Here is a 25,293-nt window from a genome sequence, read left to right on the forward strand (position 1 = left end):
ACAAAATTTAACATTCCGCTTGTGAAAAATAAAAAGGAGATGAATATAATTCATCTCCTTACTTATTGTTATACTGATTGTTAAACTGACCTTAAGCTTCTCCTGAACCAGAGAAGTGTGTCTGTGAAGCAAAGACTTCCCCATCGGAAAGTGCCTCTTTGTCTTGCTCATACTGATAGAGGTTGGTGCTGAGGTTTTGCATGAGTTGTTTGGCTTGTGAAGGGGTCATAATCACTCTACTCTGTACTCGTGCCTTGGGCATCCCTGGCATAATAGAGACAAAATCCAAGACAAATTCTGTTTCTGAATGATTGACTACCACCAAGTTCGAATAGATACCCGTAGCCACCTTATCATCAATCTCTATGTTGATTTCTTTTTTTATGAGCTTTTCCATGAGATTATAGGTTGATATTTTGCTTAGCTAAATCCTTGCGAGCGCCTACTATGATATTCTCATAACGTTTCATACCAGTACCAGCAGGGATACGGTGACCTACAATAACATTTTCCTTAAGTCCGTCGAGGGTATCTACCTTACCTTGTACGGCAGCCTCATTGAGTACTTTAGTCGTTTCCTGGAAGGAAGCGGCCGAGATAAAGGACTTAGTCTGTAGGGAGGCTCGTGTAATCCCTTGCAATACAGGAATTGCAGTAGCAGGGATGACATCGCGAGCGGCAACAAGGTTCTTATCCTGACGCTTAAGGAGAGAGTTCTCATCACGAAGCTGACGCATGGTCACAATCTGTCCTGCTTTGAGATTTTCAGAATCTCCAGCATCTATGACAACCTTCTTACCGAAGAGCTTATCATTTTCTTCGATGAAGTCATCCTTGTGAACCATTTGTTCTTCGAGGAAGAGTGTATCCCCTGGATCTTGTATTTCTACCTTACGCATCATCTGGCGTACTACCACTTCAAAGTGTTTGTCATTGATCTTCACCCCTTGGAGTCGGTATACCTCTTGCACCTCATTAACCAAATACTGCTGTACTGCTGAAGGTCCTTTGATACGTAGGATATCCTCTGGAGTTACCGAACCATCGGAAAGAGGCATCCCTGCACGTACATAGTCATTCTCCTGTACCAATACCTGAGAAGAGAGTTTTACCAAGTAAGTACGCTTTTCTCCTGTTTTGGATTCTATGAAGATCTCACGGTTACCACGCTTTACTTTACCAAAGGAAACAACCCCATCGATCTCGGCTACAATAGCTGGATTGGAAGGATTACGTGCTTCGAAGAGCTCTGTTACACGTGGAAGACCCCCTGTGATATCCCCAGACTTGGCGGACTTACGAGGGATTTTTACTAAGATCTTACCTTCTTTAATCTTTTCCTTGTCATCCACCATGATGTGAGCTCCTAACGGTAAGGTGTACGAACGTAAGATATTTCCGCTCTTATCCTGAATATGTAGGGTAGGAATGAGTCGTTTGTTACGAGATTCAGAGATCACTTTCTCTTGGAATCCTGTTTGTTCGTCTATCTCAACCTGGAAGGTAACCCCTTGTTCTATATTTTCGTAGACAATCTGTCCGGAGAACTCGGAGATAATCACCGCATTATAAGGATCCCATTGGTTGATCACCTCTCCTTTTTGTATAGTATCTCCATTTTTCTTAAAGATAAAGGAACCATAAGGAATGTTGGAGGTACTTAGTACCATACGGGTATGAGGTTCTAAGATCTTCACCTCGGAAGTACGAGAGATCACCACCTCTACTGGATTTCCGTCATAATCTTCTCCCTTAACTGTCTTAAGGTCATCTATTTCGAGGATACCATCGAAGTGCGCAATAATTTTGTTTTCCTCGGAGATATTACCTGCAGTTCCCCCCATGTGGAAAGTACGCAAGGTAAGCTGAGTACCTGGCTCCCCGATAGACTGAGCAGCTACTACTCCTACGGCCTCTCCTATCTGTACCATCTTACCGGTGGAGAGGTTTCGTCCATAACATTTAGCACAAATACCATGCTTAGCTTCACAGGTAAGTGCTGAACGCACTTCTATAGATTCGATAGGAGCCTGATTGATCTTATCCACGGCATCTTCGCGAATTTCTTCTCCTGCAAGGACAATAATTTCTTCATTAAGTGGATTGACAATATCATTGAGAGCTACACGGCCTAATACACGTTCACCCAAAGTCTCAATAACCTCTTCATTTTTCTTGAGGGCATGTACCTCAATACCACGGAGGGTTCCACAGTCATCAGTATTGATAATCACATCCTGAGATACATCCACCAACCTACGAGTAAGATAACCCGCATCGGCTGTTTTAAGCGCTGTATCGGCAAGTCCCTTACGCGCTCCGTGGGTAGAGATAAAGTACTCTAAGATAGAAAGACCTTCCTTGAAGTTCGAAAGGATCGGGTTCTCAATGATCTCGCCCCCACCAGCGGTAGATTTCTTTGGCTTAGCCATCAGACCACGCATACCGGTAAGCTGGCGAATCTGTTCCTTGGAACCACGCGCCCCAGAGTCAAGCATCATATATACAGAGTTGAACCCTTGTCTGTCCTCACTGATACGCTTCATCGCTAAGTCAGTAAGGCGGGCATTGGTAGAAGTCCATACATCGATCACCTGGTTATAACGTTCGTTATTGGTGATAAGTCCCATGTTATAGTTACCAATGATTCCCTGTACTTGTTCATTGGCATCGGCAATCATCGCTTGTTTTTCCTGAGGGATAATGATATCACCTAAGGAGAAAGAAAGTCCTCCTTGGAAAGCAAACTTATACCCCATAGACTTGATATCATCCAAGAATTCTGCAGTGCGAGGAATACTTGTTTTCTTAAGTACGTGACCGATAATATCTCGGAGAGATTTTTTGGTCAATACCGTATTAATATATCCAGCCTCTATAGGAACAACCTCATTGAAGAGGACACGCCCTACAGTGGTTTCTATAAGCTTAGTTACAATATTTCCATTTTCATCTAAGTCCTTAGTACGCACCTTGATAGAGGCATTCAGATGTACCTTACGCTCGTTATAAGCGATATTCACCTCCTCAGGAGAGTAGAACACAGAGCCTTCACCAGCGATAGGTTCTTCTGGGGTACTCTTGCGCATCTTAGTAATATAGTACAGACCCAAGACCATGTCCTGAGAAGGTACAGTAATAGGTGCCCCATTGGCAGGATTCAATATATTGTTGGAAGCCAACATCAGCATTTGAGCTTCGAGAATAGCCTCAGGCCCCAGTGGCAAGTGTACAGCCATCTGGTCACCATCGAAGTCCGCGTTGAAAGCGGTACATACCAATGGGTGAAGACGAATTGCTTTTCCTTCAATAAGCTTTGGCTGGAAAGCTTGAATCCCCAAGCGGTGCAAAGTAGGAGCACGGTTCAGTAGTACAGGGTGTCCCTTGATTACATTCTCCAAGATATCCCATACTACAGGCTCTTTTTTATCAATAATACGCTTAGCTGATTTCACAGTCTTTACGATACCACGCTCTATGAGCTTACGTATCACAAAAGGCTTGTAGAGCTCGGCAGCCATATTCTTAGGCAAACCACATTCGTAAAGTTTCATTTCAGGCCCTACAACAATTACCGAACGCGCAGAATAGTCCACACGCTTACCTAGCAAGTTCTGACGGAAGCGTCCTTGTTTCCCTTTGAGAGAGTCTGAAAGAGATTTCAGCGGACGATTGGCATCGGTCTTTACAGCAGAAGACTTACGAGTATTATCGAAAAGTGAATCTACAGATTCCTGCAACATACGCTTTTCGTTGCGCAAGATCACATCTGGTGCTTTAATTTCGATCAATCGCTTAAGACGATTGTTACGTATAATCACGCGTCGGTATAGGTCATTGAGGTCAGAGGTTGCAAAGCGTCCCCCATCCAAAGGCACCAATGGGCGCAATTCAGGAGGAATCACAGGGATAACCTTCATAATCATCCATTCAGGCTTATTCTCACGATTTTTCTGAGAATCACGGAAGGCCTCTACCACTTGCAATCTCTTGAGCGCCTCAGTCTTGCGCTGTTTAGAAGTCTCTGTATTGGCCTTGTGACGAAGGTCATAAGAGAGTGCATCGAGATCTAAGTCATGAAGCAAATCGAAGAGAGCTTCAGCCCCCATCTTTGCTATGAACTTATTAGGATCTGTATCTTCCAAATATTGGTTTTCTATTGGAAGAGACTCCATGATATCCAAATATTCTTCCTCGGTAAGGAAATCCATCTTCTCAATAGGATCTCCATCAATCGTTTTAGCTATCCCTGGCTGGATTACGATATAGCGTTCGTAATAGATAATCATATCCAACTTCTTGGAAGGCAGCCCAAGGAGATAACCAATTTTATTAGGAAGTGAACGGAAATACCAAATATGCGCTATAGGCACTACCAGATTGATATGCCCCACACGCTCTCTACGTACTTTTTTCTCAGTTACTTCCACTCCACAACGATCACACACGATGCCTTTATAGCGGATACGCTTATACTTACCACAAGCACACTCATAGTCCTTCACTGGGCCGAAGATGCGCTCACAGAAGAGACCATCTCGCTCAGGCTTGTGGGTGCGGTAGTTGATGGTTTCAGGCTTAGCCACCTCTCCACGAGAAACGGCCAAGATACTCTCAGGTGAAGCCAATCCGATAGAGATTTTGTCAAATCTCAAAGTTGCATTTTTCTCTTTTACTCTTGCCATAGCACTTTTTAATAACAAAATTTGTCCCATTTGGAAAAATACACGAAAAGAGGAGGCTACACAACCTCTTGATTATGTTGCCTTCTCTACCTTTGTTTTTCTATATAAATAAATGAAAAACAAGTACTTATATGTATCAAAAAAGTCAAAATAACTTCTCTTGAATACTTTTCCAAATTGGGAGCAAAGATACAAAAAAAATTTTACAATCCAATATTTTCTTTAATTATTTTTGGCCGTTGCCAATTCCTCTTGTAAGTTAATAACATTTTTTGTAAAAACAATGGAACTCGCTACATTACACAAATTAGTTCAAGTAATAGAAAAATTATTATCCTTAAAGCATTATTTATTTACAAAAAAACGTATATTTGTACTCGTAATCCACTGGAATAAAACTCTTTACACACATCTCATCTCACAAAAAATTAAAATAGTAAAATACTATTTATTTTAGAATAATACACTAATATTAAAAATATTTACAATTTTAATAATCACTTTATACAGTTTTAGTACTAATTATTTAGATAACAATCATCAATATACATGCTATGAAAAGAATACATCTTGCATTCCCTTTGGTTGCTACATTCGCAGCAATCACTTCTTGTCACACTACAAAGGAGGAAAAAACAACTCCTTTCAATCAAGATCAGTTTCCTCCTGCTCCTGTAGCTGAGCGAATCTCTCAAATTTTTGAGAATTTCGGAGAAAAGCGTACCGACCCTTATTACTGGCTTAAGGACAAAACCAATCCTAAAGTCATAGAATACCTTAAAGCAGAAAATGCTTATACTGATACAGTAATGGCTTCTACCAAAAAACTGCAAGAGACCATCTATAATGAGATTCTCGGGCGCATTAAGGAAGATGACCAAACTTATCCCACCTTTGACAATGGTTACTACTACTACAACCGTAGCGAAAAAGGGAAACAATATCTCACCTATTGCCGCCGAAAAGGATCCATGGAAGCCCCTGAAGAAGTCTTCTTTGATGTGAACCAAATGGCAGAAGGGAAAAATGCTTTCATCTTCGAGGGGTATTTTATCAGTCCAGATAATCAGAAAGCTGCTTATCTGTATAATGAAACAGGCTCCTATGCGGAATATACCTTAAAAATCAGAGACCTTTCCACAGGTAGTGATATCAACTTCCGTGTGGAGGGGGTCGCTTCTGTGGCTTGGGCAAATGATAGTAAGACCCTCTTCTATAGTACGATTGATAAGTCCTTGCGCTCCCATCAGATCCATCGTCAAGTGTTGGACGCCCCTAACTCTGAGCTTCTTTACCAAGAGGATGATGCTCGTTTCTCTACTTATGTCTCTGCCGATAAGCTCAAAAGGCATATATGGGTGTTCAATGAAAGTTCCTCTACCTCAGAGACACGTTATCTCTCTGCAGATAACCCTACCCAGCCGCTAAAAGTCTTCTTGCCTCGTACCCAAGGAGTGGAATATGCCGTATACCCACATAAGGATTACTTCTTCCTTCGTTATAAGGATGACAAGCACCTCAATGGAGAAATGTACAAACTACCTTTGGTAGGATATACTGACCGTACTCTTTGGAAAGAGTTCCTTGCTCATGATCCCAACACACGTATTGAGGGAATTGATGTACTGAAGGATTATGTAGTGGTATCCTTGCGCAAAAATGGGCTTACTCAGTTAGAAGCACTCCCTGTAGCAGGAGGTGAAAAACACGTAGTCTCCTTCCCTGAACCTGTATATTCGGTCTCCTTGAAAGAAAATCCTATGTATGACTCTGGTTCTTTCCGCTATTCATACACTTCATTGAACCGCCCTACTACCCTTTATGAATATGAGATAGCTGAAGGAACAAGCAACAAACTCAAAGAACAAGAAGTGCCTTCAGGATTCAATCCTGACGATTATACTGTGGAAAGACTATGGGCTACCGCTCCTGATGGCGTAAAAGTCCCTATGGCAGTAGTGTACAAAAAAGGTCTCAAGCGAGACGGATCCGCCCCTGCGCTCTTGTATTCCTATGGAAGCTATGGTAGTAACTCCAGAGTGTATTTCAGCACTTCCTACTATAGCCTTATTGACAGAGGTTTTGTCTTTGCTATTGCTCAGATACGCGGAGGTAGTGACTTAGGAGAACAATGGTACGAAGACGGAAAGCTCCTCCATAAGAAAAATACCTTTACTGACTTTATTGCCTGCAGTGAGTTGCTTATCAAAGACAAGTATACTTCTGCTGACAAGTTAGCCATCGCAGGAGGATCTGCAGGAGGCTTGCTCATGGGAGCTGTAACCAATATGCGTCCTGACCTATACCATACCGTGGTAGCACAGGTGCCTTTCGTGGATGTGGTAACTACCATGCTGGACGATACACTCCCTCTTACCACAGGTGAATATGAGGAATGGGGAAATCCTAATGAGGAAGAATATTTCCGCTATATGCTTTCCTACTCCCCTTATGATAACATCAAAGCACAAAACTACCCTAATATGCTCGTAACGGGCGGGCTTAATGACTCTCAAGTACTCTTCCATGAACCTGCTAAGTATGTAGCCAAGCTTCGCTCGCTTAAAACCGATACGAATCTCTTGCTCCTACACATGGACATGGATTCCGGACACGGAGGTGCCACAGGTCGCTATGGTAGAATTAAGGATACAGCCTTTGAATTCGCCTTTATCCTCAAGTGTATTGGAATAGAGAAATAAAGTATAATAACTAACTATTTATGAAAAATTAAAGAGGTTGTTTGAAAAGCCTTGTTTTTAGCGGGCGAATTACAATTCGCCCCTACAACAGAATCTAAAATGCGTGATTTTCAATAGAATAAAATTTAAAAATATTCAATTTAAACCTCTGAAAAACAATATTTTATACTTTTCAGACAGCCTCTTTGTTTGTAAAATATTCTTTATCATGGTTTAGGATAGATCTTATCAGAAAAGGCACTCCAATAATTAGCCCTTTTGTAACGTTCTACCGAAGAGGAGGGTACATATATCTTCTGTAGAGCTGTACTCCTGAAAGGGTTGTTTACCAAAACTGGAGGATTTACCGCAAGGATAGTCACTGTTTTTAGTTTGTTACAATACCAAAAAGCATCATACCCTATAGCAGTGAGGGTTGCTGGCAGAAAAACACTTTCCAATTCCATACATCCAGAGATTCCTACTGTTTGTATTTCAGTAAGTTCTGTATTTTCCAAATGGAGTACCTTGAAATAATTCCAACTGATCGCTCCAAAACCCAATTTGTTTACCTTATTGAAATAAATTTCTTCGAGTTTGGCAAAAGAGAAAGCACTGTCAGACAACAAACGTATATTAGGAAGAGTCACCTTCTTAAGATGGGCATTGAAAAAAGCCTTTTCTCCAAAATCCACCATAGCAGCCGTGTTGAATACAACTTCTCCACTAAGATCCGCCTCTTCAAAAGCAAAGGCTTCTATCTCCTTGAGATTGTCTGGAAAAGTAATGGATTGTAAGTGCTTATGTTCCTTGAAAGCACCTTCTCCTATAGTATTAACCTTTCTAAGCTCATTATCGGCTTGCATATCAAGAGAAGTGGTATTAGGATTTTTCCATTTTATAAGTGTACGCCCATCCCCACTAATATCATAATTCTCGGTGGAACGAATGGAGTTGGCTCTATTGTTATCCCCATCACCTTTGGAACACCCCATCAGTGCGAAGAATATTGAGGTTAGTAATAAAAAATTTTTCATTTGACAAATACTTATGTTATGGAATCACCTGAATATAATCTGCGAACGCCTTCCAATAATAATCTCTTTTATAAAGAGAAAGGAGCTCCTCTGGCTGACTGGGCACATAGATTTTTGGGAAGGTAACTTTGGAAATACCATAGAAAGGATCTCCTTCATAATAAGGAGGATACAGAGAAAGTATAGTAAAACTATCCAATGTCTTACAATTGGCAAAAGCTTTATCTCCTATAGGTTTTAGATTCATTGTTACTGAGAGTACAACCTTTTTCAGCTGGCTACAATTGGCAAAGGCCTCCTTCCCTATTCCTTCCACGTTTGCTTGAGTGAGGTCTACTTGTTCTAATACCTCACAGCCATAAAAAGCTCCGTCTCCTATAAGTTTCGTCTTGGCGAAAGTAACCTTTTTAAGTTGTTTGCAATCGGCAAAAATACGATTAGAGAGCGCTTTAGTATTAGGAAGTATAACCTCCCTAAGGTTAGACTGATAGAAGGTTTTCTCCCCAAAGACTACATTTGAATAAGAATAAAAGTGAAGACCTTCACTCAGATCTGTCTGAGCAAAAGCCTCAACACCTATTTCTTTAAGATTATCCGAGAGCGTTATCCCTTTGAGATTCTTACAACCCTTGAAGGCTTCATCAGCAATGGTATTGATCTCTCGCAACTTGCTATCGGCTTGCATATCTATATAAGAGAGACTTTGATCTTTCCATTTTACAAGTGTGAGTCCATCATGGCTAAGCTGATAGTAGCTCGAAGGAATATCACTATGCCCCCTACCTTCCTTCTGACAACCTACTAAGAGTATAAACAAAAGAAATAAGAAAAGTTTTTTCATTATATTGACTTTAGAAGTTAAAAAAAACAAATTACAAGAGTGCTTCTTACATTAGTGTATAGTAATCTCCTGTGCAAAAGACTCAGACAAGAGCCTAATCTGTGAGGAAAAGACAACCTTATAAGTACCTGCGGGCACACTATCATCAATAGTAAAAGTAGCCGTTGTGTCCCTATGATCAAAAGTATCTATAGTTGCTTTGAGCTCTCCATCCTTAAATAGGAGCAGACTACAATACCTATAATCACCATTGGTTCGTCCCACACTTGTATAAGTAAAATATTCTCCAGTGAGGGTCAGTGTATCTCCTGTCCTTAGAGAAGTCTGAGAAAGAGAGTGGATCAAAGGTGCATGAGCTACCTCTATTTCTATAGGTTCTTTCTGGCTATTGACAAAAGGAAGTACATACTCTTTTCCCTTCCCCTTGATAACAAAATCAAAGTCCTTACCACCTATCAAAGGGGTAGAAGGCGTATCAAACATCAAAAAATGAACATTATAAGAACCAGTATAAGTTACAGCAAGAGGATAGTCCTGCCCATTCTTTCTCAAATAATAAGTATATTTGGCCAAATCCTCTTCCTTGGCATATATAACTGTATTAAATTTCTGCAAATGAGTAGTAGCCAATACAGTGACTGGACCTTCAAAATAATTGATATCCAACACCTTCAACACAGGAATACCATTCTCTAAGACAAAAAAGTCACTTGAGGCCTCTTCTTTGTCAAAAGTTGCCTTAAGACTATATTCACCATTCTTGTAAGAGGCAGGCAAAACTACATCTACCCTTCTCTCCTTCTTATCTATCTTCTGTACTTTCAACTCATAAGAGATAGAAAAATCTTTTCGGTTGACCAATTGTACCTTGATTTGCTCCTTTTTCACAGGTAAGGTATTGGTATTGAAAGAAACTACCTCTCCCCCTTGCTTGTCTTTGGCAAATCCTTGAGGAATAGGTTCTATAGCTATAGGTACCTGTGGTTGCTCAGTTTTCTCAACTGTCACCACTACTTTATAGGTCTTAGTGGTCTTGTCCTGAGCCGTTACAGTATAGTTTACTGGTTTTGTAAAATCCTGAGCTACCCCTGTATTAGGACTAAGCGTTGCTCCTTTGGAAATTGTAATTGTAGGGCTAAGCGCCTCCACTGGAGTATCTTCAGGTAAAGAAACTGTAATATCTGTCCCTTTGATAAGAGCCGTATAGGGCTTATCTTCCAGAGTAAAGACAAACGAAAGAATATCCTTTTCTGCATTCAGTGGAAGTGATTCAGAATCATCCTTCTTGCATCCTACAGCCAGAAGCAAGAGGCATAAAGCATAAATTTTTTTCATTACAAAAGCTTTTAAAGTGTTTTATCTGAAGGCAAAGGTAATAAATAATCATCTACAACAAAGCAAAAATGTATAATTTAACACCATCAATTCCTCTCCACTTCCAAAAAACACAAGAGGAGCTCCTCCAGAAGTCTCTGAAGTTCTCCTCTTATGGTTTTCTCTTAAGAAGTACCTTAATATTCGAATGACACTTTTTTATCAGGATTGCCTGTCCAATACGCTTTGTAAAGATTCAGACTATCGACGATTTGCCCATACAAGGCCTCATTTTGCTGGCGGACATCGTCCAAATGGTAGAACTTAGCCAATACCTGCTTTTGTTCTATCCATTCCAAAGACTGCATGCAGTCATCCAAGCCATCCAAAGTATAACCAAAATAGTCGGGCAAGGAAAAGGTTTCCTTCATCTTGTTCAAGAAAGCACGCTCGCTGCGAACATTTCTCAAATCAACATGAATTTCCATGGCATTTTTTCTAAGGTATGCATATGTACTCATACTATTAGTAAATATTTAAAATAGTGTTTTTACTTATGGAACTATACTTGGAGCACTCCCATATTAAATGTTTTTTTAAGAGGGGCTCCATTGGCAGCCTCAATTCCCATAGATATCCATTGTCGAGTATCTAAGGGGTCTATGATTGCATCCACCCAGAGATGGGCTGCAGCATAGTAAGGAGAGGTCTGCTCATCATATTTTTTTTGAATATTCTCTAATAGTTCTTGCTCCCTTTCTGGAGAGAGTGTCTCTCCTTTGCGCTTAAGGGTAGCTGTCTCTATCTGCAAGAGCACTTTAGCTGCCTGCACACCGCCCATCACAGCCAAATTGGCCGAAGGATAGGCGACAATAAGACGAGGATCATAGGCCTTGCCGCACATGGCATAGTTGCCTGCTCCGTAAGAATTGCCTACAATAATGGTAAACTTAGGGACAACCGAATTGGCCACAGCATTAACCAGTTTTGCTCCATCCTTGATAATCCCTCCGTGCTCGGACTTGCTCCCTACCATGAATCCTGTAACATCCTGAAGGAACACCAAGGGTATTTTCTTTTGGTTACAGTTGGCTATAAAGCGTGTTGCCTTGTCCGCACTATCGGAATAGATGACACCTCCTACCTGCATTTCTCCTTTTTTGGTTTTGACTACCTTGCGTTGGTTAGCGACAATTCCCACCGCCCAACCATCGATACGGGCATAGCCTGTGAGAATGGTTTGTCCATATCCCTCCTTGTATTCCTCCCACTCGGAATCATCTACTAAGCGGAGGATAATCTCCTTCATATCATAGGGTTGTGTCCTACTCTGGGGGAGTATACCATATATATCAGCTGGATTAAGCTTAGGCTTAGCACTCTTTATTCTGCTAAAACCTGCCTTGGAGCTCTCCCCTATCTTATCCACTAAGTTCTTAATTACCTCAAGAGCATCTTGGTCATTCTCACATTGATAATCCGTCACACCACTGATCTGGCAATGAGTAGTAGCTCCTCCTAAGGTCTCATTGTCAATATCCTCACCTATAGCAGCTTTCACCAAGTAGCTCCCTGCAAGGAAGATACTCCCTGTTTTGTTGACAATCAAGGCCTCGTCACTCATAATAGGCAAGTAAGCTCCTCCTGCCACACAACTCCCCATGACAGCAGCTATTTGCACGATCCCCTCGCTACTCATCTGAGCATTGTTACGGAAGATACGTCCAAAATGCTCCTTATCGGGAAACACCTCATCCTGAAGTGGTAGGAACACCCCAGCACTATCTACCAAGTAGATAATAGGCAAGCGGTTTTCCATAGCAATCTCCTGAGCACGAAGGTTCTTTTTACAAGTCATCGGAAACCAAGCGCCAGCCTTGACTGTTGCATCATTGGCCACGACAATCACCTGATGACCGCGCACATAACCTATCTCCACCACCACTCCTGCAGAAGGGCAGCCCCCATATTCTCTATACATACCTTCGGCAGCAAAAGCCCCTATCTCCACGCGAGGCTTGTCCTTGTCCAACAGATAGTCAATGCGCTCACGAGCTGAGAGCTTTCCCTGACTGTGAAGCTTCTCGAGGGCTTTCTCTCCCCCTCCAAGTTTTATCTGTTCGCATCGCTGACGCACCTGATCCCGTGCCAGCTTGTTATAGTCCTCGTTCTTATTAAAAGCTAAATCCATGTTGGATATTTGACGTTGCAAAGTTAAGAATTTTTATTATTTGCACAATTTTTTATGTGACTTTTTTTGTTAAAAAATACTGACAATTGTTATATAAAATATAACAAATATTGATTTTCAAGTATTTGCATGAATAAAAGTTATTTCACCTCACTTAGGCGTACATAGCGTACGTACCCTGTGCCAGAGACTTTCTCTTTGAGTGATTCGGTGGTGAAAGGGACTTCTGCATCGGTCGTATAGTAATACTGATCCTCAACTGCCGATTCAAAACGAAGCTTATACCCCTGATTCAAGAGCTTATTGTCCAAGTCCAAAACAATCGTCTTGCGATCCCCCTGAGTGATGGAGGCACCTGTGAGCGCATCCACTTTTTCTTTCTTAGCAGTATAGAAGTCATACCACTTCTTGAGAGCATCGTAGTACTTACTATTGTCCCCGAAGACATGTAGTGTCTTGAGATAACTCCCCTGGGGATCTATAAGGGAGACCACCATATAAGCTGCTTCTCCAGAATAATTGGTCATCTGAACCATACACTTATATTTATTTTGAGCCTGAGCGGACAAAGCCAACAGTACTACACACAGAAAACAAAATTTCTTTACCATAAACTAAAATGTTTTTAAATTATAAGGTGCAAAGATAGTAAAATCTCTATTATTAAAACTTATTCTATAATAGAAAAAATCTATATAAACAAGGTTGATTGTATAGATTTTATTTATACTTTTGCACCCAGAAAATAAAAATAGAAGTTTCATCTTTAAAAACAAAAAAAATATGTCTTTAGTTGGAAAAAAATTCCCTAATATTACCGTTGACGCTATGTCAGAAATGGGTGACAACCTCCGTATCAATATCCTAGAGGAGGCTACTAAAAAGAATAAAAAAGTAGTTCTTTTCTGGTATCCTAAGGATTTTACCTTTGTTTGTCCTACAGAGCTACACGCTTTTGAGGAACTTCGTGGAGAGTTCGAGAAGCGCAACACTATCATCATAGGTGCTTCTGTAGATACTTGCGAGGTACACTTCGCTTGGCTAAATACTCCTAAAGATCAAGGAGGTATAGAAGGTGTCACCTATCCTATCCTTGCCGATACGACTCGTAACCTCTCCAATGCCTTAGGAATCTTGGATGCTGATCCTGTATATAATGAAGAGCAAGAATCCTATCTAATAGAAGGTTCCAATGTCACCTACCGTGCTACTTTTCTTATCGATGAAAACGGAAAGATATTCCACGAGAGTGTGAATGACATGCCACTAGGACGCAATGTAAAAGAATACCTCCGCCTTATCGATGCCTACACTCATGTACAAAAATTTGGAGAAGTATGCCCTGCCAACTGGGAAGAAGGTAAGGAAGCTATGAATGCCGATAGAAAAAGTACTGCTGAGTACTTAGCCAAACATTAATAATCTTATTGTCTTATAAAAAACGCAACCCTTACTCTTAATTATTTTATCTTATGTTAGTAGAACTTACCAGCGATACCTTAGCAGAAGTGATACAAGCCAACAAGAAAGTGGCAGTACAGTTCTCCGCCTCTTGGTGTGGTAACTGTCGTATCATGAAGCCGAAATTCAAAAAGCTCGCTTCAGAGAAGGAAGATATTGCCTTTGTCATCGTAGATGCTGAGCAATTCCCTGAATCACGCAAGCTTGCCAATGTAACTAACCTACCTACTTTTGCTATCTTTGAGGATGGACAGCTCATAAGAGATGTACAGACCAATAAGCAAGAGGTACTAAATGAATTAATCGATGAAATTACCCGTAATTAAGCATCTCGCCCAGTTTGTAGAAGCCAATGATGAAGATTACCTGATAGAGGCAATAGAGGTTTTGGAATATCTTACCGAACTTCCGTCCCTTAAGGAAGAGGAATTGAACGTGATAGGGGAACTACTCTCCAATATGTATGGAGCCTTGGAAGTGGAAAAACTCATCAAGGCAGGAACCCCTCAGAAAGAAGCGCTTAATACCTTTATGCAAAGAGTACTTGGTGCAATTGACAAATAAAATAAATTTAGAAAGTTAGTTCTTTTACAAAACAGGTGGTATCTGAGATACCACTTGTTTTATTTTCCTTTCAAGGCTTCTACTATCCTTACACACTCCATAGCTTCTTTTACATCATGTACTCGAAGAATATCTGCTCCATGGAGCAAGGCAAAGGTATTAAGCACAGTAGTACCATTGAGAGCTTCCTCGGCAGATGTTTCCAAAAGCTTATATATCATAGACTTACGAGAGATTCCCACCAATATAGGACAGTCTAAAATATCGAATATAGCCAAGTGCTGCATCAGTTGGTAGTTCTGTGGGAGGGTTTTAGAAAAACCAAAACCAGGGTCTACGATCAGGTCATTGATTTTCAGTTGTCTTGCTTTATCTTTTATCTCAGAGAAATAGTAAAGAATATCCTTGGTAAGGTTTTGATACTCCGTATAGGACTGCATGGTCTGTGGGGTACCTCGCATATGCATAACGATATAGGGGACTTGGTAGTGAGCAACGACGTCCCAGATAGGAGGATCTATCTGTCCGGCAGAAATATCATTGATTATACACGCCCCTGCTTCCAAACTCTGGCGAGCCACTTCAGCACGGAAAGTATCCACTGAGATGCGAATCTCAGGAAAATGTTTTACCAAGGCTTCCACTACAGGCACCACTCGTTGTAGTTCTTCTTCAGCCGAGACTTCAGCAGCATTAGGGCGGGAGCTATACCCACCTATATCCACAAAAGTAGCACCCAAAGCGAGCATTTGCTCAGCCTTAGCAAGGATTTCAGTACCCTGTACACGACTCTGGGCAAAAAAAGAATCGGGGGTTACATTGAGTATTCCCATTACTTTGGGGGTATCAAAGGAGAGAAGTTCTCCTCGACAGTTTATTGACTTCATTAGCTTTGAGTTTTGGTGTTTTTAGTCTTTAGTTGATTTCTGATATCTGACAAATATGGCACGGAAACAGCCCACTATAATCCAGTACAGCAGGCTCATAATGGGAATCAAGAAGAATAGGAATTCACTATGATCCGTAGAACAAGGCGGATAGTCTCCTATGAAATCTTTGATAAAATGATATGCCCAACTATGTAATATACAGAATAAGAAGGGGATTCCCACCACATCAAAGAAGTTGTACTTGCGGCGCCATAAGTAACACAAATGAATAATTATAGCCACTACAATCAGAATAAGCGCTATCCCTATAGGCTCTATATTCAAAAAAAATTGCTGTAAAGGTGTCAGTTGCTTATTGAAATACCAATAGAATCCTTCTCTTATATTTTTATCACTTGCCTGCCAACGAAAAGTATTGTTAGCCTCCTCTAAAGAAACTTTTAAGGAAGTTTGTTTGAGGATCAAATCATTCGCACAATCCATAGTCACTTCCACTGGAGGATAATCTTTTGAATATCCTTCAAAAGGAGTGTAATATTGCAAAGAGAAATCATTGAGAAAACCACTACCTGCTATATCCAAAGCTGCTTCATATTGGATTTCTATGATATTCTCTCCCACCTTGAGGGGAGTCTCGAAATACACCACATCATTTAGCTCCCTAATAGGAATTGTATATTCTGAAAATATGACATGGTAGTCTACATGGGTAGAATCTCCATAACTTTTTTCTTTACTAAGAAAAGAATAGTCCTTTTCAGGAGCTAAAGGTATAGGAGTTATCTGTTGACCATTTACCTTAATGATTCCACGCTGTTGTACACTATCAGAGGCGATAAAGAAGAACACCACTAGCTCCTCTCTCTTAGATTGCACCCGATAACGATCTGAAAGAGCTACGTATTTGTTATCAGGATAGGAGACGCCTTGCTTATCAAACAGGCGAATATGTAATTTTTCCTGAGTTATTAGCAAGTCCTCCACTGGAGTAGGCATACACAATCCAGTAAAGATTCTACGGTCTAAAAGCTTATAACATAAGGGCATAGAAGTGCAACCTACGAGCCATAGACACAATAGAACAAGAAGACTTGAGTTTTGGATTTTGAGTTTTAAGTAGGACATTAATAGCAAGGAATTTTGATTTGTATTTCGCTTTTTTGTAAAAGTAAAACTACAAAAAAATAAGGTAATTAGTTCATACAAAAGAAGATATTAGAGAGCGTTATTTGAACAGTTTTTCAAAATTAGAGACGAATTGGCAAAAAGCAGTGCTGGATTTACACATTATCATAACTATCCTATCCAAAGTTGTAGAGAGTATACTTAACTTACTATAATTCCTTTTCTTTTACTCTAAGAGAATCTATGTACAGTTCAAGTTTCTTACTATTATAAAAATCTATACATTTCATAATTGTTAGATATATTTTCTCTCTATTATCATCTGCAAGGTAGGTATTATATTCTTTTTTATGCCATTCCTTGACAAGACGATCAAAAGATAGGTTATTTTTTGTTAGGTTGGCCTCCAGCCCTCCATAAGTAATATAATCCTCCCTACTTCTATCTATGAACAAAGAGTATAAATCGGGGTTTTCTTTTACAATTTGTTCATATTCGTATTCCATACAATTACAAAAAGCAATGTTTTTTAGAATTAATAGCTTGTCATCCTTATTTTTTATCTTTTTCTGTAAAAGCGGGGTATCATAATAAATATCATCCGTTTTTGTTGCTGCTGTGCAATATTTTTCATCACTTGCTTTATATCTCTTCTCTAATACTACACGAACAGAATCTAAGTATTTTTTAAGTGCCTTACTATTGTAGAAATCTAAACACTTCATATAAGTAGGATAGCGTTTAGGACTTCCTTTCTCTTGAAAGGTTTTATAATAGGGTTTACTTAACCAATTTTCAACGAGCTTATCAAGGGTAGGATTTGCTACTATCCACTCTATATCGAGATGCTCACTACACTGAAGATATCCACCTGTAGTAGCATCAGGTATCAATTTGTAAGTATTGGGTTCCTTCTTTTTTATACCGAACACTTCTTGTCCAAAACATTTGCAAAAAGCTACATTTTTAAGCATCAATAAATCATCTTCTAATGTTTTATCTTTCTTCATTGTCAATACTTCATTGTCAATTTCTTCCTCTTGCTTTATTTCCTTTGTTTGAGCAGAAGAGGTTTGGGAGGAAGTTTCCTTTAGCAACTTCCCTTCACTATTTTGTTTATTATTACAACAAAACAAAAAACTTGATAACGATATAAATAAAAAGTATTTCATATAATTTTAATTTGTTTATGCTCTTACTTTATACATCCGAAAGAGAAAAAGTATTGTCTAAAAATACGATCATTACCTTTCTATATACTAAAGTTATTCATAATTTCTTGTATAGACCCAGAGAAGAGAATTATCTTGGTTCGAGACACCTACTTCTATAAAGACAGTAGCCAAAAAGGCTTTCTCCTTAAGGAAAAACGGTTTGGCTTCTGCCCACTTCTCGGTAAAAATATGCTGCTTTTCCCCCTTATCCTCATAGAAAAGACTATACGGAATAGCATCAAGAAGGCGAAATTTCTGTATCTTTTTTGAAATGCATATAACAGATTCTCTTTCGAAGTCATTCCCAAAAGCCCTAACTATATCACAGCAATTTCCTTGTATAAAATAATCTGCTCCTTTTTTGAGTAATTGGATATTGGTTAAAACTACTTTTCGGGAGGTTCTATCGGTAGTATCTACGTTATCACAATCACATTTCTTTTGAGAAAATGGTTTTCCTTGTTGAGAAAACACTTCCCCAGCTTGAGAGAAGAACAGCATGCTTAAGAGAATTATCAATTTTGAGTTTTGAGTTTTGAATTTCAAATGTATCATTACCTATCAGTCATTATAAGGTTAGTGGTTAGGAGGTAGACTCCTAACCACTGCCTTTTTATTTCCAATCTTTTTTCTTAGAGGTCTTCCCTATTCCAGAGTTAAAGCTATTGGTAGGATCCAGCTCCTTATAGAAGTTTTTAAGAGGTTCCTTGGCGTGGTATAGGTGGCCTACGTTGTGTTCGGCAGGATATTCTGCTCCACGCTGATCGAGTATCTTGAGCATTTCCTCCTCTATCTCCTCACAGTTATAGCCCTTCTTAATCACATAGTCCTGATGGAATACATGACACATGAAGTGTCCATAATAGAGCTTATGGAGTATTTTGTTGTCCAATTCTGGAGGAAGTTGTTCGAACCAATCTTCTTCATTGCGCTTAAGGGCAATATCCAAGGCAACAATATCTTCTACTTCCTTCTCATGTACAGAGCGGTAACGAATAGCAGCCGAAGCCACGGCGAAGCGCAAGAGCATGGCTGCCTGAGCTAGGTCTGCATCACACTCAAAGTAAGCTCCTTTGCTCTTATCGGAAAAATATTCTTTGAGGTATTCGCGGGCTTCTTCTACGCCTTTGCCTCCCATTTTGAGGATCAGATGATGTTCATATTGGTTGCGATAATCCCACATGATCTGAGGCAGATGCTTGGGCATAAGTTTGGAAGTTCCTTGGAGAAATTTTTCACTAAAGTGGTGTGGCATAAAAGGAAGTTTTTTAGCCACACGGTCTGCCCATGCCTTCAGAGAGAAGAGTTTAGGTAAGTATTCAGTGCCTACATGCTTGATATACCAAAATGTATCCTTACCATACTTAGCTGCAATATCAAAGGCAGTGCGGTGGATATATTCGCCAGAGATAGGAATCTGCTCGAAAGAGCCCAACATGTGTCGGCGTAGCTCGGTCAGCACTTTGGTATCATTGGTGCCTATATAGAATACGGCTGTGTGCTTCTCAGCAGGAAAAGTATCCACACGTACGGCAAAAACAGCCAAGCGACCTGCACTTCCTGAAGCCTCATATAGGCGAGCAGGGTCTGCATTGAATCGGGCAGGGGTATCAGCATCTATCTGGCGTACATGATTGCAGTAATCGTGGTCGTGCCCTTTCTTATCTGTTTGGTGAATATCCTTTCTTTGGTATTTTCCCTCTTGGAGGTTGGTGAGTATCTCCTTGGGAGTTTCGCCAAGGTCTATCCCTAAGTGATTAATCAGTTCCAGCTTACCTTCTGCATTGCACTGTGCATAGAGCGCCATCTCGGTATAGGCAGGGCCTCGCTGTACAAGAGAGCCTCCAGAGTTGTTACACACACCACCAATCACAGAAGCCCCTATACAAGAGGAACCAATTACGGAATGAGGTTCTCTGTTATAGGGTTTTAACTCCTGTTCCAAGTGGTTCAGGGTAGAACCTGGTAGACAAACTGCTTGCTCTCCTTCGAGGATAATTTGGATATTATCATTGCGCATGGTATTGATAATCACCACATCGCGGTCATAATCATTTCCAAAAGGATTGGATCCTCCTGTGATACCTGTATTGGCTGCTTGGGAAATAACAATCACATCAGCCTCGGTACAAGCCTCCAACACTTGCCATTGTTCCCAAAGAGTTGCTGGTCGCACCACTGCCAAGGCATTTCCTGTTCCAAAGCGATATCCTGTACGATAGCGCTCGGTCTGCCCTGGGTCGGTCATTACATACCTTGCCCCTACTATTTGGCGTAGTTTTTCTAATAAGTTTTGTGTATTCATGGGATTAGTTTTTAATTCTAAGTTTTGAGTTACTGAAAATTAATCATTTTTCACTCCCTTTCTAAGCCATTCCTTATAGGTCTCCACATCCACATACTGTACTGGAGTAGAGAGCAGTTCAGTATTGGGAGAGAGTAGCACATAATAAGGTTGGGAAGCTGAGGAGAAATTCACCTCTTGGAAAGTAGCCCACTTGTCACCTATGGTTTTAATATATTCTACACGCCCATTACGGTGCTTGAAATCAAATTGTTTGTCCTTAGGTAGCTCTTCTTTGTCATCTACATAGAGAGAGATCAGAACGTACTTCTTCATAAGTTCTTTCACCTGAGGATCCGTCCATACATGTTCTTCCATCTTGCGACAATTGACACAAGCCCACCCTGTAAAGTCCAGCATAACAGGCATATTATGTTCCTTGGCATAGGCCATTCCCTCATAGTAATCCTTGAAGACGATTTGATCATTTTTGTGTTCCTTAGGGAAGAAAGCATAAGATTCTGGAGGAGGGAAACCACTGAGTACCCTCAGACTGTTCTTACCAAAAAGACCTAAAAGTAGATATATAGAGAAGGCAGCCGAAAGTACACCTATGATCAAACGTCCCTTCGAATATTGTAAGAGAGGCTTGCGGGGCTCATCATGCGGAAAGCGAATCAATCCAAACAAATATAGGGTAAGCAAAGCAAAGAGGACAAACCAAAGTCCTACAAACACTTCTCGCTTGAGCAATCCCCAGTGCTGTACAAGGTCAGCATTGGAAAGGAACTTAAGAGCAAAAGCCAATTCCAAGAAACCTAAAAACACTTTCGCTGTGGTCATCCACCCTCCTGACTTAGGTAAAGAGTTGAGCCAAGACGGAAACAAGGCAAAGAGCACAAAAGGTAAGGCCAAGGAAAGTCCGAAGCCTGCCATTCCTAAGGTAAGCTGTATGGCTCCCCCCGAAGAGAGCGAACCTGCCAAGAGAGATCCCAAGATAGGCCCTGTACAAGAGAAAGATACGATAGCCAAGGTCAATGCCATAAAGAAGATCCCAATCATCCCCCCTACATTGGAGGCATTGTCCATCTTATTCCCCCAAGAAGACGGTAGAGTAATCTCATAAAATCCAAAGAAAGAAAAGGCAAAGATTACAAAAATCACAAAAAAGACCACATTGAGCCATACATTGGTAGAAATATTATTGAGAATCTCTGGGTCTATATTGTCCAAGAAATGGAAAGGAATACTCAAAAGGACATAGATCAGTAGAATAAAGAAACCATAGAGGAAGGCATTGAAAATACCTTTCTTACGTGTCTTGCTCTGTTTGGTAAAAAAGGATACCGTAAGAGGAATCATAGGGAATACACAAGGGGTAAGCAAGGCTATGAAGCCACCGAGAAAGCCTAAAAGGAAAACTGTCCAGTTGGACTCCTGTTCTGTCTTTCCGATAAGTTCTTTGTTTTTGAGAGGTATCTCCAACTGCTTGGCCATATCTTCACTACGGCTATCTATCTGTTTTTGTTCCACCTGGGCTGCTGAACCATCCAATGAGAAAACAAAATCTTCTTTGAGATTGATACACACATCTATACATGCCTGGCAAAAGATATTCCCCTTGATATGTTTTACATTAGGGTCGGTGATTTTTACCTTTTGGGTGATTTTTATTTCCTTTTCAAAGAAAAGTTCATCCACCCCAAAAACATCGTTGAAAGTCTTCTGAAGGCCTTCCTCTTGGGATTCTCCCACCATCTCTATCCCTTCTGTAGTGGTATAGGTAATGACCATAGGGAGGGCACCCCCCTTGGGGTTGTTCTGAGAATAGACATGCCACTTAGGAGCTATCTTCCCCTTGAAAATAAGCAGATACTCTGTATCGGAGAGTTTCTCTTGGGAGAAAGTCCATTCTACAGGGTTGTCGTTCTGTTGTCCTGCCAAGGGACTGTTAAAAGAGATTTGTGCTTTTGCAAAAGGAATTGCCAGTAGCACCATTAGAAAAGTAAGTAGGTATCTTTTCATCTTCTATTAAGTATTTTAGTTATTCAAAAGTAAGATTAATCATCACCCCACGGGTAAAAATCCCTTTAAGGTTTCCTGTCCAAGGGCTGGCAGGATCACTATCATGGATCAGCTCATTGTCTATGGAGAATAATCCTCTTATAGAAGGGGTAAAGCGGAAGTGAGGGGTATAGAAGTCTATCCCAAAGCCCAATTCGTAGAAATAGACTATAGGTTGGGTACGGAACTTACCTTCGCTGTTATCCGAACGAGACTTATTATTGGCACTGAGGTTAATGCCCACAGAAGTCCCAGCGGTAATATAAGGTTTGAAGTTGTCCCAACGCTTAGAGCCATATTTTAGAAGTACAGGGATATATATATAGGTAGAGAGTACCTCGCGCTTGCGGTCGGTCTGTTGGGTCAAGAAAGGAAATTCCAACTCTCTTTTGTTATAGATAAGTCCTGGCTCAAAGCGCAGACTCAGATGATCTATCAAGCGTAGATCCCCCGTAAGACCTACATTGAAACCATAAGACCGCTTGGTCTGTATATCCGTGAGCGGTGGATTGGTATAGTCAAGTGCTTGATAGTCCACACGGAAATCAAGCGTATTGATTCCAAAATAGTACCCCCATTGGAATTTTTGATAGTCAAAATCTTCCAAATTGATAATTGGTTGTGCTTTTACCAACAAAGGCAACAGGAATATAAGCAAAGTAATTTTCTTCATAATATTTTATTTATCAGCTATATATATAGTAGCTACTCCTAAGGATTGAGGAATAAAATGCACCTTTGAGAAGCCTATTTCATCTTTGAGGATTCCTGACAGTTTCTTTCCAAAAGGAAACTTTGCTGCCGATTCAGACAGATAGGAATAAGCATTCTTGTTCTTGGCTAAGAGTTTCCCCATCAAGGGCACGATAAACTTGGTATAGAGTTTGTACCCCTGTTTGTAAGGGAAGCGAGTAGGTACAGAGGTTTCCAAGATCACCAAGCGCCCCCCAGGACGCAATACTCGCCTGAGCTCAGAAAGTCCCTTGTGAAGATTTTCGAAATTGCGTATCCCAAAAGAGACAGTTACTGCATCAAAACTGCCATCAGCAAAAGGCAAATTCTCACTATCGGCTACTTGCATGACAATTCGCTCAGAGAGTCCTAATTCTTTGACCTTTTTCTCCCCTACCGAAAGCATCCCTTGGGAGATATCCACAGCAGTAATGTGAGCAGAAGGAATCTTAGAAAGTTCTATAGCCAAGTCGCCTGTACCGGTGGCTACATCAAGAATAGTGCCAGGTTTTATCTGAGCTATTTTTTCTCTTACATGCTTGCGCCAAGAGATGTCCATACGCAAGGTCATTACTCTATTTAGTCCATCGTAAGAAGGAGAAATGGTGTCAAACATTTCTTGCACTTGCTCTTTCTTTCCTTTGTTCGAATTCTTATCAGGGGTTACGATCTCTTCTTGTTGCATGAATTCTATTTTTAGGCGCAAAGGTACAAAATAATGATTAATGTTCAACGATTAATTCTATAAAATACTTCCCTTGCCCATTCCCCCCTAACCCCTGAAGGAAAAAAAGAGAACAGTGGTCAGTGGTTAGGGACTATCCACTAACCACTGACCACTGAGAATTGTTACTACTTACTGACTATTCGTACATACCTCCAAAGCGAAGTCCGAAGAAGAAGTTCATCTCCTTAGCCCCTCCTGTGAGGTTACCTAAGATACTACGAGAACCAAAGACAAGAGGTCCTATATGGAAACCTGTTCCTACATTGAGTTTGGAGATTTGGTTGTAGCTTATAGGAAGGAAAGCTCCAAAGATTCCAGGTCCGAAACGTGTCTCGTAACGAGGAGTAAGCACAAAATCATTAGCATAGCGTGCATTGTACTCATTCTTGGACACTACATTGAGCTGGTTAGAAAGATTCAAATAGAACCCATCTATAAAACGATAATCCAAATCAATGTTCAAAGTAGTAGGCAATGAGGAAGAGAAGGAAGTCCCCTGTAATGAAGTTGGTGAAGGAATTTTATCCAAACTTCCTTGCATATTATCAAGGTTAAAATCTTGATTATGAATAGTATAATTGTAAGATTTTGAATTGGTTGTATAGCTAAGCTTACCCAAATCCAACAAGGAAACTCCTACTTTGAATCGGTAAGGAACATGCCCATCGCAGTTAGGGCAACCATCCTCATTGAACTCATAAATAACTCCCAAGTCAAACCCCACTGTAGTTGCGTGAGTTTCGAGCACATTGAAAGAAGAGCCCAATACATCCAAGCCCCCACTTCTGACCTCTGCATGACCATCTCCTATATGCATGATCACATCTCCGTTTTCACGACGAAGGGTTACATTGTCCTGATTGACACCAGAGAATCCCATACGGTAACTTCCTGTTCCCTGTACGAGCTTAACTCCAGCTCCCAATCTTATAAGGTTATACCCATCATTCATTACTGTATAGCTCCATACAGCACCTATTTCCTTGAAAGCATTTACCAAAAGATTCATGTCATTAATCCCTTGTACTTTGTAGTACTGAGAAGGATCTGTAGGAAGTTGCATATTCCCTACCCCAATAAGTCCTTGAAGCACCTTAGCATCAATTCCTGTAGTATTGGCCATCACACGCATACGTGTTACTAAGCCCAAAGCATGTTCCTTATTGATACGGAAAATAGCTGAAGGCCCTAACACATCGGCAGTAAGTCCTGCATTAATCACCTTAGAAGTACTCAATCCATCGGTAAACTTATTAAAGGATTTTTCCAAATTAAACGAAAATGCCATGTCATTGTTCCCCAAGTTGGCATCTACAGCAACCAAATTCACATCCCAAGGACGTGCCCCAAGAGCATGTGCTGGATTAGAAAGGGTAGTGGTCACCCCTCCATAGGTACTTGTCCTAAGCCCTGTAAATGATTGTTGAGCAATACCTTGATAGGCTACTAAAGTCAATAATGAAAGAAAAATTTTTTTCATAAC

At 40.5% G+C, this 25,293-nt stretch carries 21 protein-coding genes; 4 read left to right on the plus strand and 17 right to left on the minus strand.

Going from position 1 to position 25,293, the window contains the following annotated elements; genetic code table 11:
* Nucleotides 1-91 precede the first annotated feature (91 nt).
* Both CGC50_RS04370 and rpoC read right to left on the minus strand, forming a co-directional pair.
* Nucleotides 92-397, minus strand: a complete 306-nt coding sequence (locus CGC50_RS04370; RefSeq protein ID WP_002668674.1) for a DUF3467 domain-containing protein — start codon at nt 395-397, stop codon at nt 92-94.
* A 4-nt stretch (nt 398-401) separates the two neighbouring features.
* Complete coding sequence (rpoC, locus tag CGC50_RS04375; RefSeq protein WP_095911283.1) at nt 402-4,685, minus strand: DNA-directed RNA polymerase subunit beta'; 4,284 nt, start codon at nt 4,683-4,685, stop codon at nt 402-404.
* Nucleotides 4,686-5,239: 554 nt separating this feature from the next.
* Between rpoC and CGC50_RS04380 the strand changes: the two genes are divergently transcribed.
* On the plus strand, nt 5,240-7,387 hold the full coding sequence (locus CGC50_RS04380; protein ID WP_095909842.1) for a S9 family peptidase: 2,148 nt from the start codon (nt 5,240-5,242) through the stop codon (nt 7,385-7,387).
* Nucleotides 7,388-7,593: 206 nt separating this feature from the next.
* On the opposite strand, the gene CGC50_RS04385 is transcribed toward CGC50_RS04380, so the two are convergent.
* From CGC50_RS04385 to CGC50_RS04410, 6 genes are all read right to left on the minus strand, one after another.
* Nucleotides 7,594-8,403, minus strand: a complete 810-nt coding sequence (locus CGC50_RS04385) for a leucine-rich repeat domain-containing protein (protein ID WP_095909843.1) — start codon at nt 8,401-8,403, stop codon at nt 7,594-7,596.
* Nucleotides 8,404-8,419: 16 nt separating this feature from the next.
* Complete coding sequence (locus CGC50_RS04390; protein WP_095909844.1) at nt 8,420-9,244, minus strand: leucine-rich repeat domain-containing protein; 825 nt, start codon at nt 9,242-9,244, stop codon at nt 8,420-8,422.
* Between the two features lie 51 nt (nt 9,245-9,295).
* Nucleotides 9,296-10,579 carry a DUF5018 domain-containing protein gene (locus CGC50_RS04395; protein WP_095909845.1) on the minus strand — a complete coding sequence of 428 codons (1,284 nt, stop codon included), beginning with the start codon at nt 10,577-10,579 and terminating at the stop codon, nt 9,296-9,298.
* Nucleotides 10,580-10,755: 176 nt separating this feature from the next.
* A complete protein-coding gene (locus tag CGC50_RS04400) occupies nt 10,756-11,079 on the minus strand; it encodes a barstar family protein (protein WP_095909846.1) in 324 nt (107 codons plus the stop codon).
* Nucleotides 11,080-11,120: 41 nt separating this feature from the next.
* Nucleotides 11,121-12,749, minus strand: a complete 1,629-nt coding sequence (locus tag CGC50_RS04405; RefSeq protein ID WP_095909847.1) for an acyl-CoA carboxylase subunit beta — start codon at nt 12,747-12,749, stop codon at nt 11,121-11,123.
* Between the two features lie 140 nt (nt 12,750-12,889).
* A complete protein-coding gene (locus CGC50_RS04410) occupies nt 12,890-13,360 on the minus strand; it encodes a DUF2271 domain-containing protein (protein WP_095909848.1) in 471 nt (156 codons plus the stop codon).
* Between the two features lie 172 nt (nt 13,361-13,532).
* Between CGC50_RS04410 and CGC50_RS04415 the strand changes: the two genes are divergently transcribed.
* From CGC50_RS04415 to CGC50_RS04425, 3 genes are read left to right on the plus strand one after another with little or no spacing between them, the layout of a single operon-like run.
* A complete protein-coding gene (locus CGC50_RS04415) occupies nt 13,533-14,168 on the plus strand; it encodes a peroxiredoxin (protein WP_095911284.1) in 636 nt (211 codons plus the stop codon).
* Between the two features lie 53 nt (nt 14,169-14,221).
* On the plus strand, nt 14,222-14,536 hold the full coding sequence (locus CGC50_RS04420; RefSeq protein WP_002668677.1) for a thioredoxin family protein: 315 nt from the start codon (nt 14,222-14,224) through the stop codon (nt 14,534-14,536).
* Nucleotides 14,517-14,774: a DUF6952 family protein gene (locus CGC50_RS04425; protein WP_095909849.1), complete on the plus strand. Its 258-nt coding sequence runs from the start codon at nt 14,517-14,519 to the stop codon at nt 14,772-14,774. Before CGC50_RS04420 ends, CGC50_RS04425 begins: the two co-directional genes overlap by 20 nt.
* Nucleotides 14,775-14,833: 59 nt before the next feature.
* Here the strand turns inward: CGC50_RS04425 and folP are convergent, their stop codons facing one another.
* The 9 genes from folP to CGC50_RS04470 all read right to left on the minus strand — a co-directional run bounded on the left by folP (nt 14,834) and on the right by CGC50_RS04470 (nt 25,290).
* Entirely contained in the window at nt 14,834-15,661 is an 828-nt protein-coding gene (gene folP / locus CGC50_RS04430) for a dihydropteroate synthase (protein WP_095909850.1), read from the minus strand.
* A gap of 21 nt (nt 15,662-15,682) precedes the next feature.
* The gene (locus tag CGC50_RS04435; protein WP_232781190.1) at nt 15,683-16,711 is read right to left on the minus strand and encodes a hypothetical protein; all 1,029 of its coding nucleotides are present in this window, start codon (nt 16,709-16,711) and stop codon (nt 15,683-15,685) included.
* A gap of 287 nt (nt 16,712-16,998) precedes the next feature.
* On the minus strand, nt 16,999-17,961 hold the full coding sequence (locus tag CGC50_RS04440) for a hypothetical protein (RefSeq protein WP_111986519.1): 963 nt from the start codon (nt 17,959-17,961) through the stop codon (nt 16,999-17,001).
* Between the two features lie 93 nt (nt 17,962-18,054).
* Nucleotides 18,055-18,522 carry a hypothetical protein gene (locus CGC50_RS04445; protein WP_232781192.1) on the minus strand — a complete coding sequence of 156 codons (468 nt, stop codon included), beginning with the start codon at nt 18,520-18,522 and terminating at the stop codon, nt 18,055-18,057.
* 94 nt (nt 18,523-18,616) lie between these two features.
* Nucleotides 18,617-20,308, minus strand: coding sequence for a D-lactate dehydrogenase (gene dld, locus CGC50_RS04450; protein ID WP_095909853.1), 1,692 nt, complete (start codon nt 20,306-20,308; stop codon nt 18,617-18,619).
* Between the two features lie 39 nt (nt 20,309-20,347).
* Nucleotides 20,348-22,312 carry a protein-disulfide reductase DsbD family protein gene (locus CGC50_RS04455; protein ID WP_095909854.1) on the minus strand — a complete coding sequence of 655 codons (1,965 nt, stop codon included), beginning with the start codon at nt 22,310-22,312 and terminating at the stop codon, nt 20,348-20,350.
* Nucleotides 22,313-22,331: 19 nt separating this feature from the next.
* Nucleotides 22,332-23,024, minus strand: a complete 693-nt coding sequence (gene porT, locus CGC50_RS04460; protein WP_095909855.1) for a type IX secretion/gliding motility protein PorT/SprT — start codon at nt 23,022-23,024, stop codon at nt 22,332-22,334.
* A 6-nt stretch (nt 23,025-23,030) separates the two neighbouring features.
* Complete coding sequence (gene ubiE / locus CGC50_RS04465; protein WP_095909856.1) at nt 23,031-23,768, minus strand: bifunctional demethylmenaquinone methyltransferase/2-methoxy-6-polyprenyl-1,4-benzoquinol methylase UbiE; 738 nt, start codon at nt 23,766-23,768, stop codon at nt 23,031-23,033.
* Nucleotides 23,769-23,946: 178 nt separating this feature from the next.
* Complete coding sequence (locus CGC50_RS04470) at nt 23,947-25,290, minus strand: DUF5723 family protein (RefSeq protein ID WP_095909857.1); 1,344 nt, start codon at nt 25,288-25,290, stop codon at nt 23,947-23,949.
* Nucleotides 25,291-25,293 lie beyond the last annotated feature (3 nt).

It is taken from the genome of Capnocytophaga gingivalis (assembly GCF_002302415.1).
In the GTDB taxonomy this organism is placed as follows: Bacteria; Bacteroidota; Bacteroidia; order Flavobacteriales; family Flavobacteriaceae; genus Capnocytophaga; species Capnocytophaga gingivalis.

Excerpts from the sequence above, each read along its gene's own strand:
- porT (WP_095909855.1), bottom strand. The coding sequence starts at position 23,024 with ATGAAGAAAATTACTTTGCTTATATTCCTGTTGCCTTTGTTGGTAAAA.
- CGC50_RS04395 (WP_095909845.1), bottom strand. The coding sequence starts at position 10,579 with ATGAAAAAAATTTATGCTTTATGCCTCTTGCTTCTGGCTGTAGGATGC.
- rpoC (WP_095911283.1), bottom strand. The coding sequence starts at position 4,685 with ATGGCAAGAGTAAAAGAGAAAAATGCAACTTTGAGATTTGACAAAATC.
- CGC50_RS04390 (WP_095909844.1), bottom strand. The coding sequence starts at position 9,244 with ATGAAAAAACTTTTCTTATTTCTTTTGTTTATACTCTTAGTAGGTTGT.
- CGC50_RS04400 (WP_095909846.1), bottom strand. The coding sequence starts at position 11,079 with ATGAGTACATATGCATACCTTAGAAAAAATGCCATGGAAATTCATGTT.
- CGC50_RS04440 (WP_111986519.1), bottom strand. The coding sequence starts at position 17,961 with ATGAAATACTTTTTATTTATATCGTTATCAAGTTTTTTGTTTTGTTGT.
- CGC50_RS04425 (WP_095909849.1), top strand. The coding sequence starts at position 14,517 with ATGAAATTACCCGTAATTAAGCATCTCGCCCAGTTTGTAGAAGCCAAT.
- CGC50_RS04420 (WP_002668677.1), top strand. The coding sequence starts at position 14,222 with ATGTTAGTAGAACTTACCAGCGATACCTTAGCAGAAGTGATACAAGCC.
- dld (WP_095909853.1), bottom strand. The coding sequence starts at position 20,308 with ATGAATACACAAAACTTATTAGAAAAACTACGCCAAATAGTAGGGGCA.
- CGC50_RS04370 (WP_002668674.1), bottom strand. The coding sequence starts at position 397 with ATGGAAAAGCTCATAAAAAAAGAAATCAACATAGAGATTGATGATAAG.
- ubiE (WP_095909856.1), bottom strand. The coding sequence starts at position 23,768 with ATGCAACAAGAAGAGATCGTAACCCCTGATAAGAATTCGAACAAAGGA.
- CGC50_RS04405 (WP_095909847.1), bottom strand. The coding sequence starts at position 12,749 with ATGGATTTAGCTTTTAATAAGAACGAGGACTATAACAAGCTGGCACGG.
- CGC50_RS04470 (WP_095909857.1), bottom strand. The coding sequence starts at position 25,290 with ATGAAAAAAATTTTTCTTTCATTATTGACTTTAGTAGCCTATCAAGGT.
- CGC50_RS04435 (WP_232781190.1), bottom strand. The coding sequence starts at position 16,711 with ATGCCCTTATGTTATAAGCTTTTAGACCGTAGAATCTTTACTGGATTG.
- CGC50_RS04410 (WP_095909848.1), bottom strand. The coding sequence starts at position 13,360 with ATGGTAAAGAAATTTTGTTTTCTGTGTGTAGTACTGTTGGCTTTGTCC.
- CGC50_RS04385 (WP_095909843.1), bottom strand. The coding sequence starts at position 8,403 with ATGAAAAATTTTTTATTACTAACCTCAATATTCTTCGCACTGATGGGG.
- CGC50_RS04455 (WP_095909854.1), bottom strand. The coding sequence starts at position 22,312 with ATGAAAAGATACCTACTTACTTTTCTAATGGTGCTACTGGCAATTCCT.
- CGC50_RS04380 (WP_095909842.1), top strand. The coding sequence starts at position 5,240 with ATGAAAAGAATACATCTTGCATTCCCTTTGGTTGCTACATTCGCAGCA.
- folP (WP_095909850.1), bottom strand. The coding sequence starts at position 15,661 with ATGAAGTCAATAAACTGTCGAGGAGAACTTCTCTCCTTTGATACCCCC.
- CGC50_RS04415 (WP_095911284.1), top strand. The coding sequence starts at position 13,533 with ATGTCTTTAGTTGGAAAAAAATTCCCTAATATTACCGTTGACGCTATG.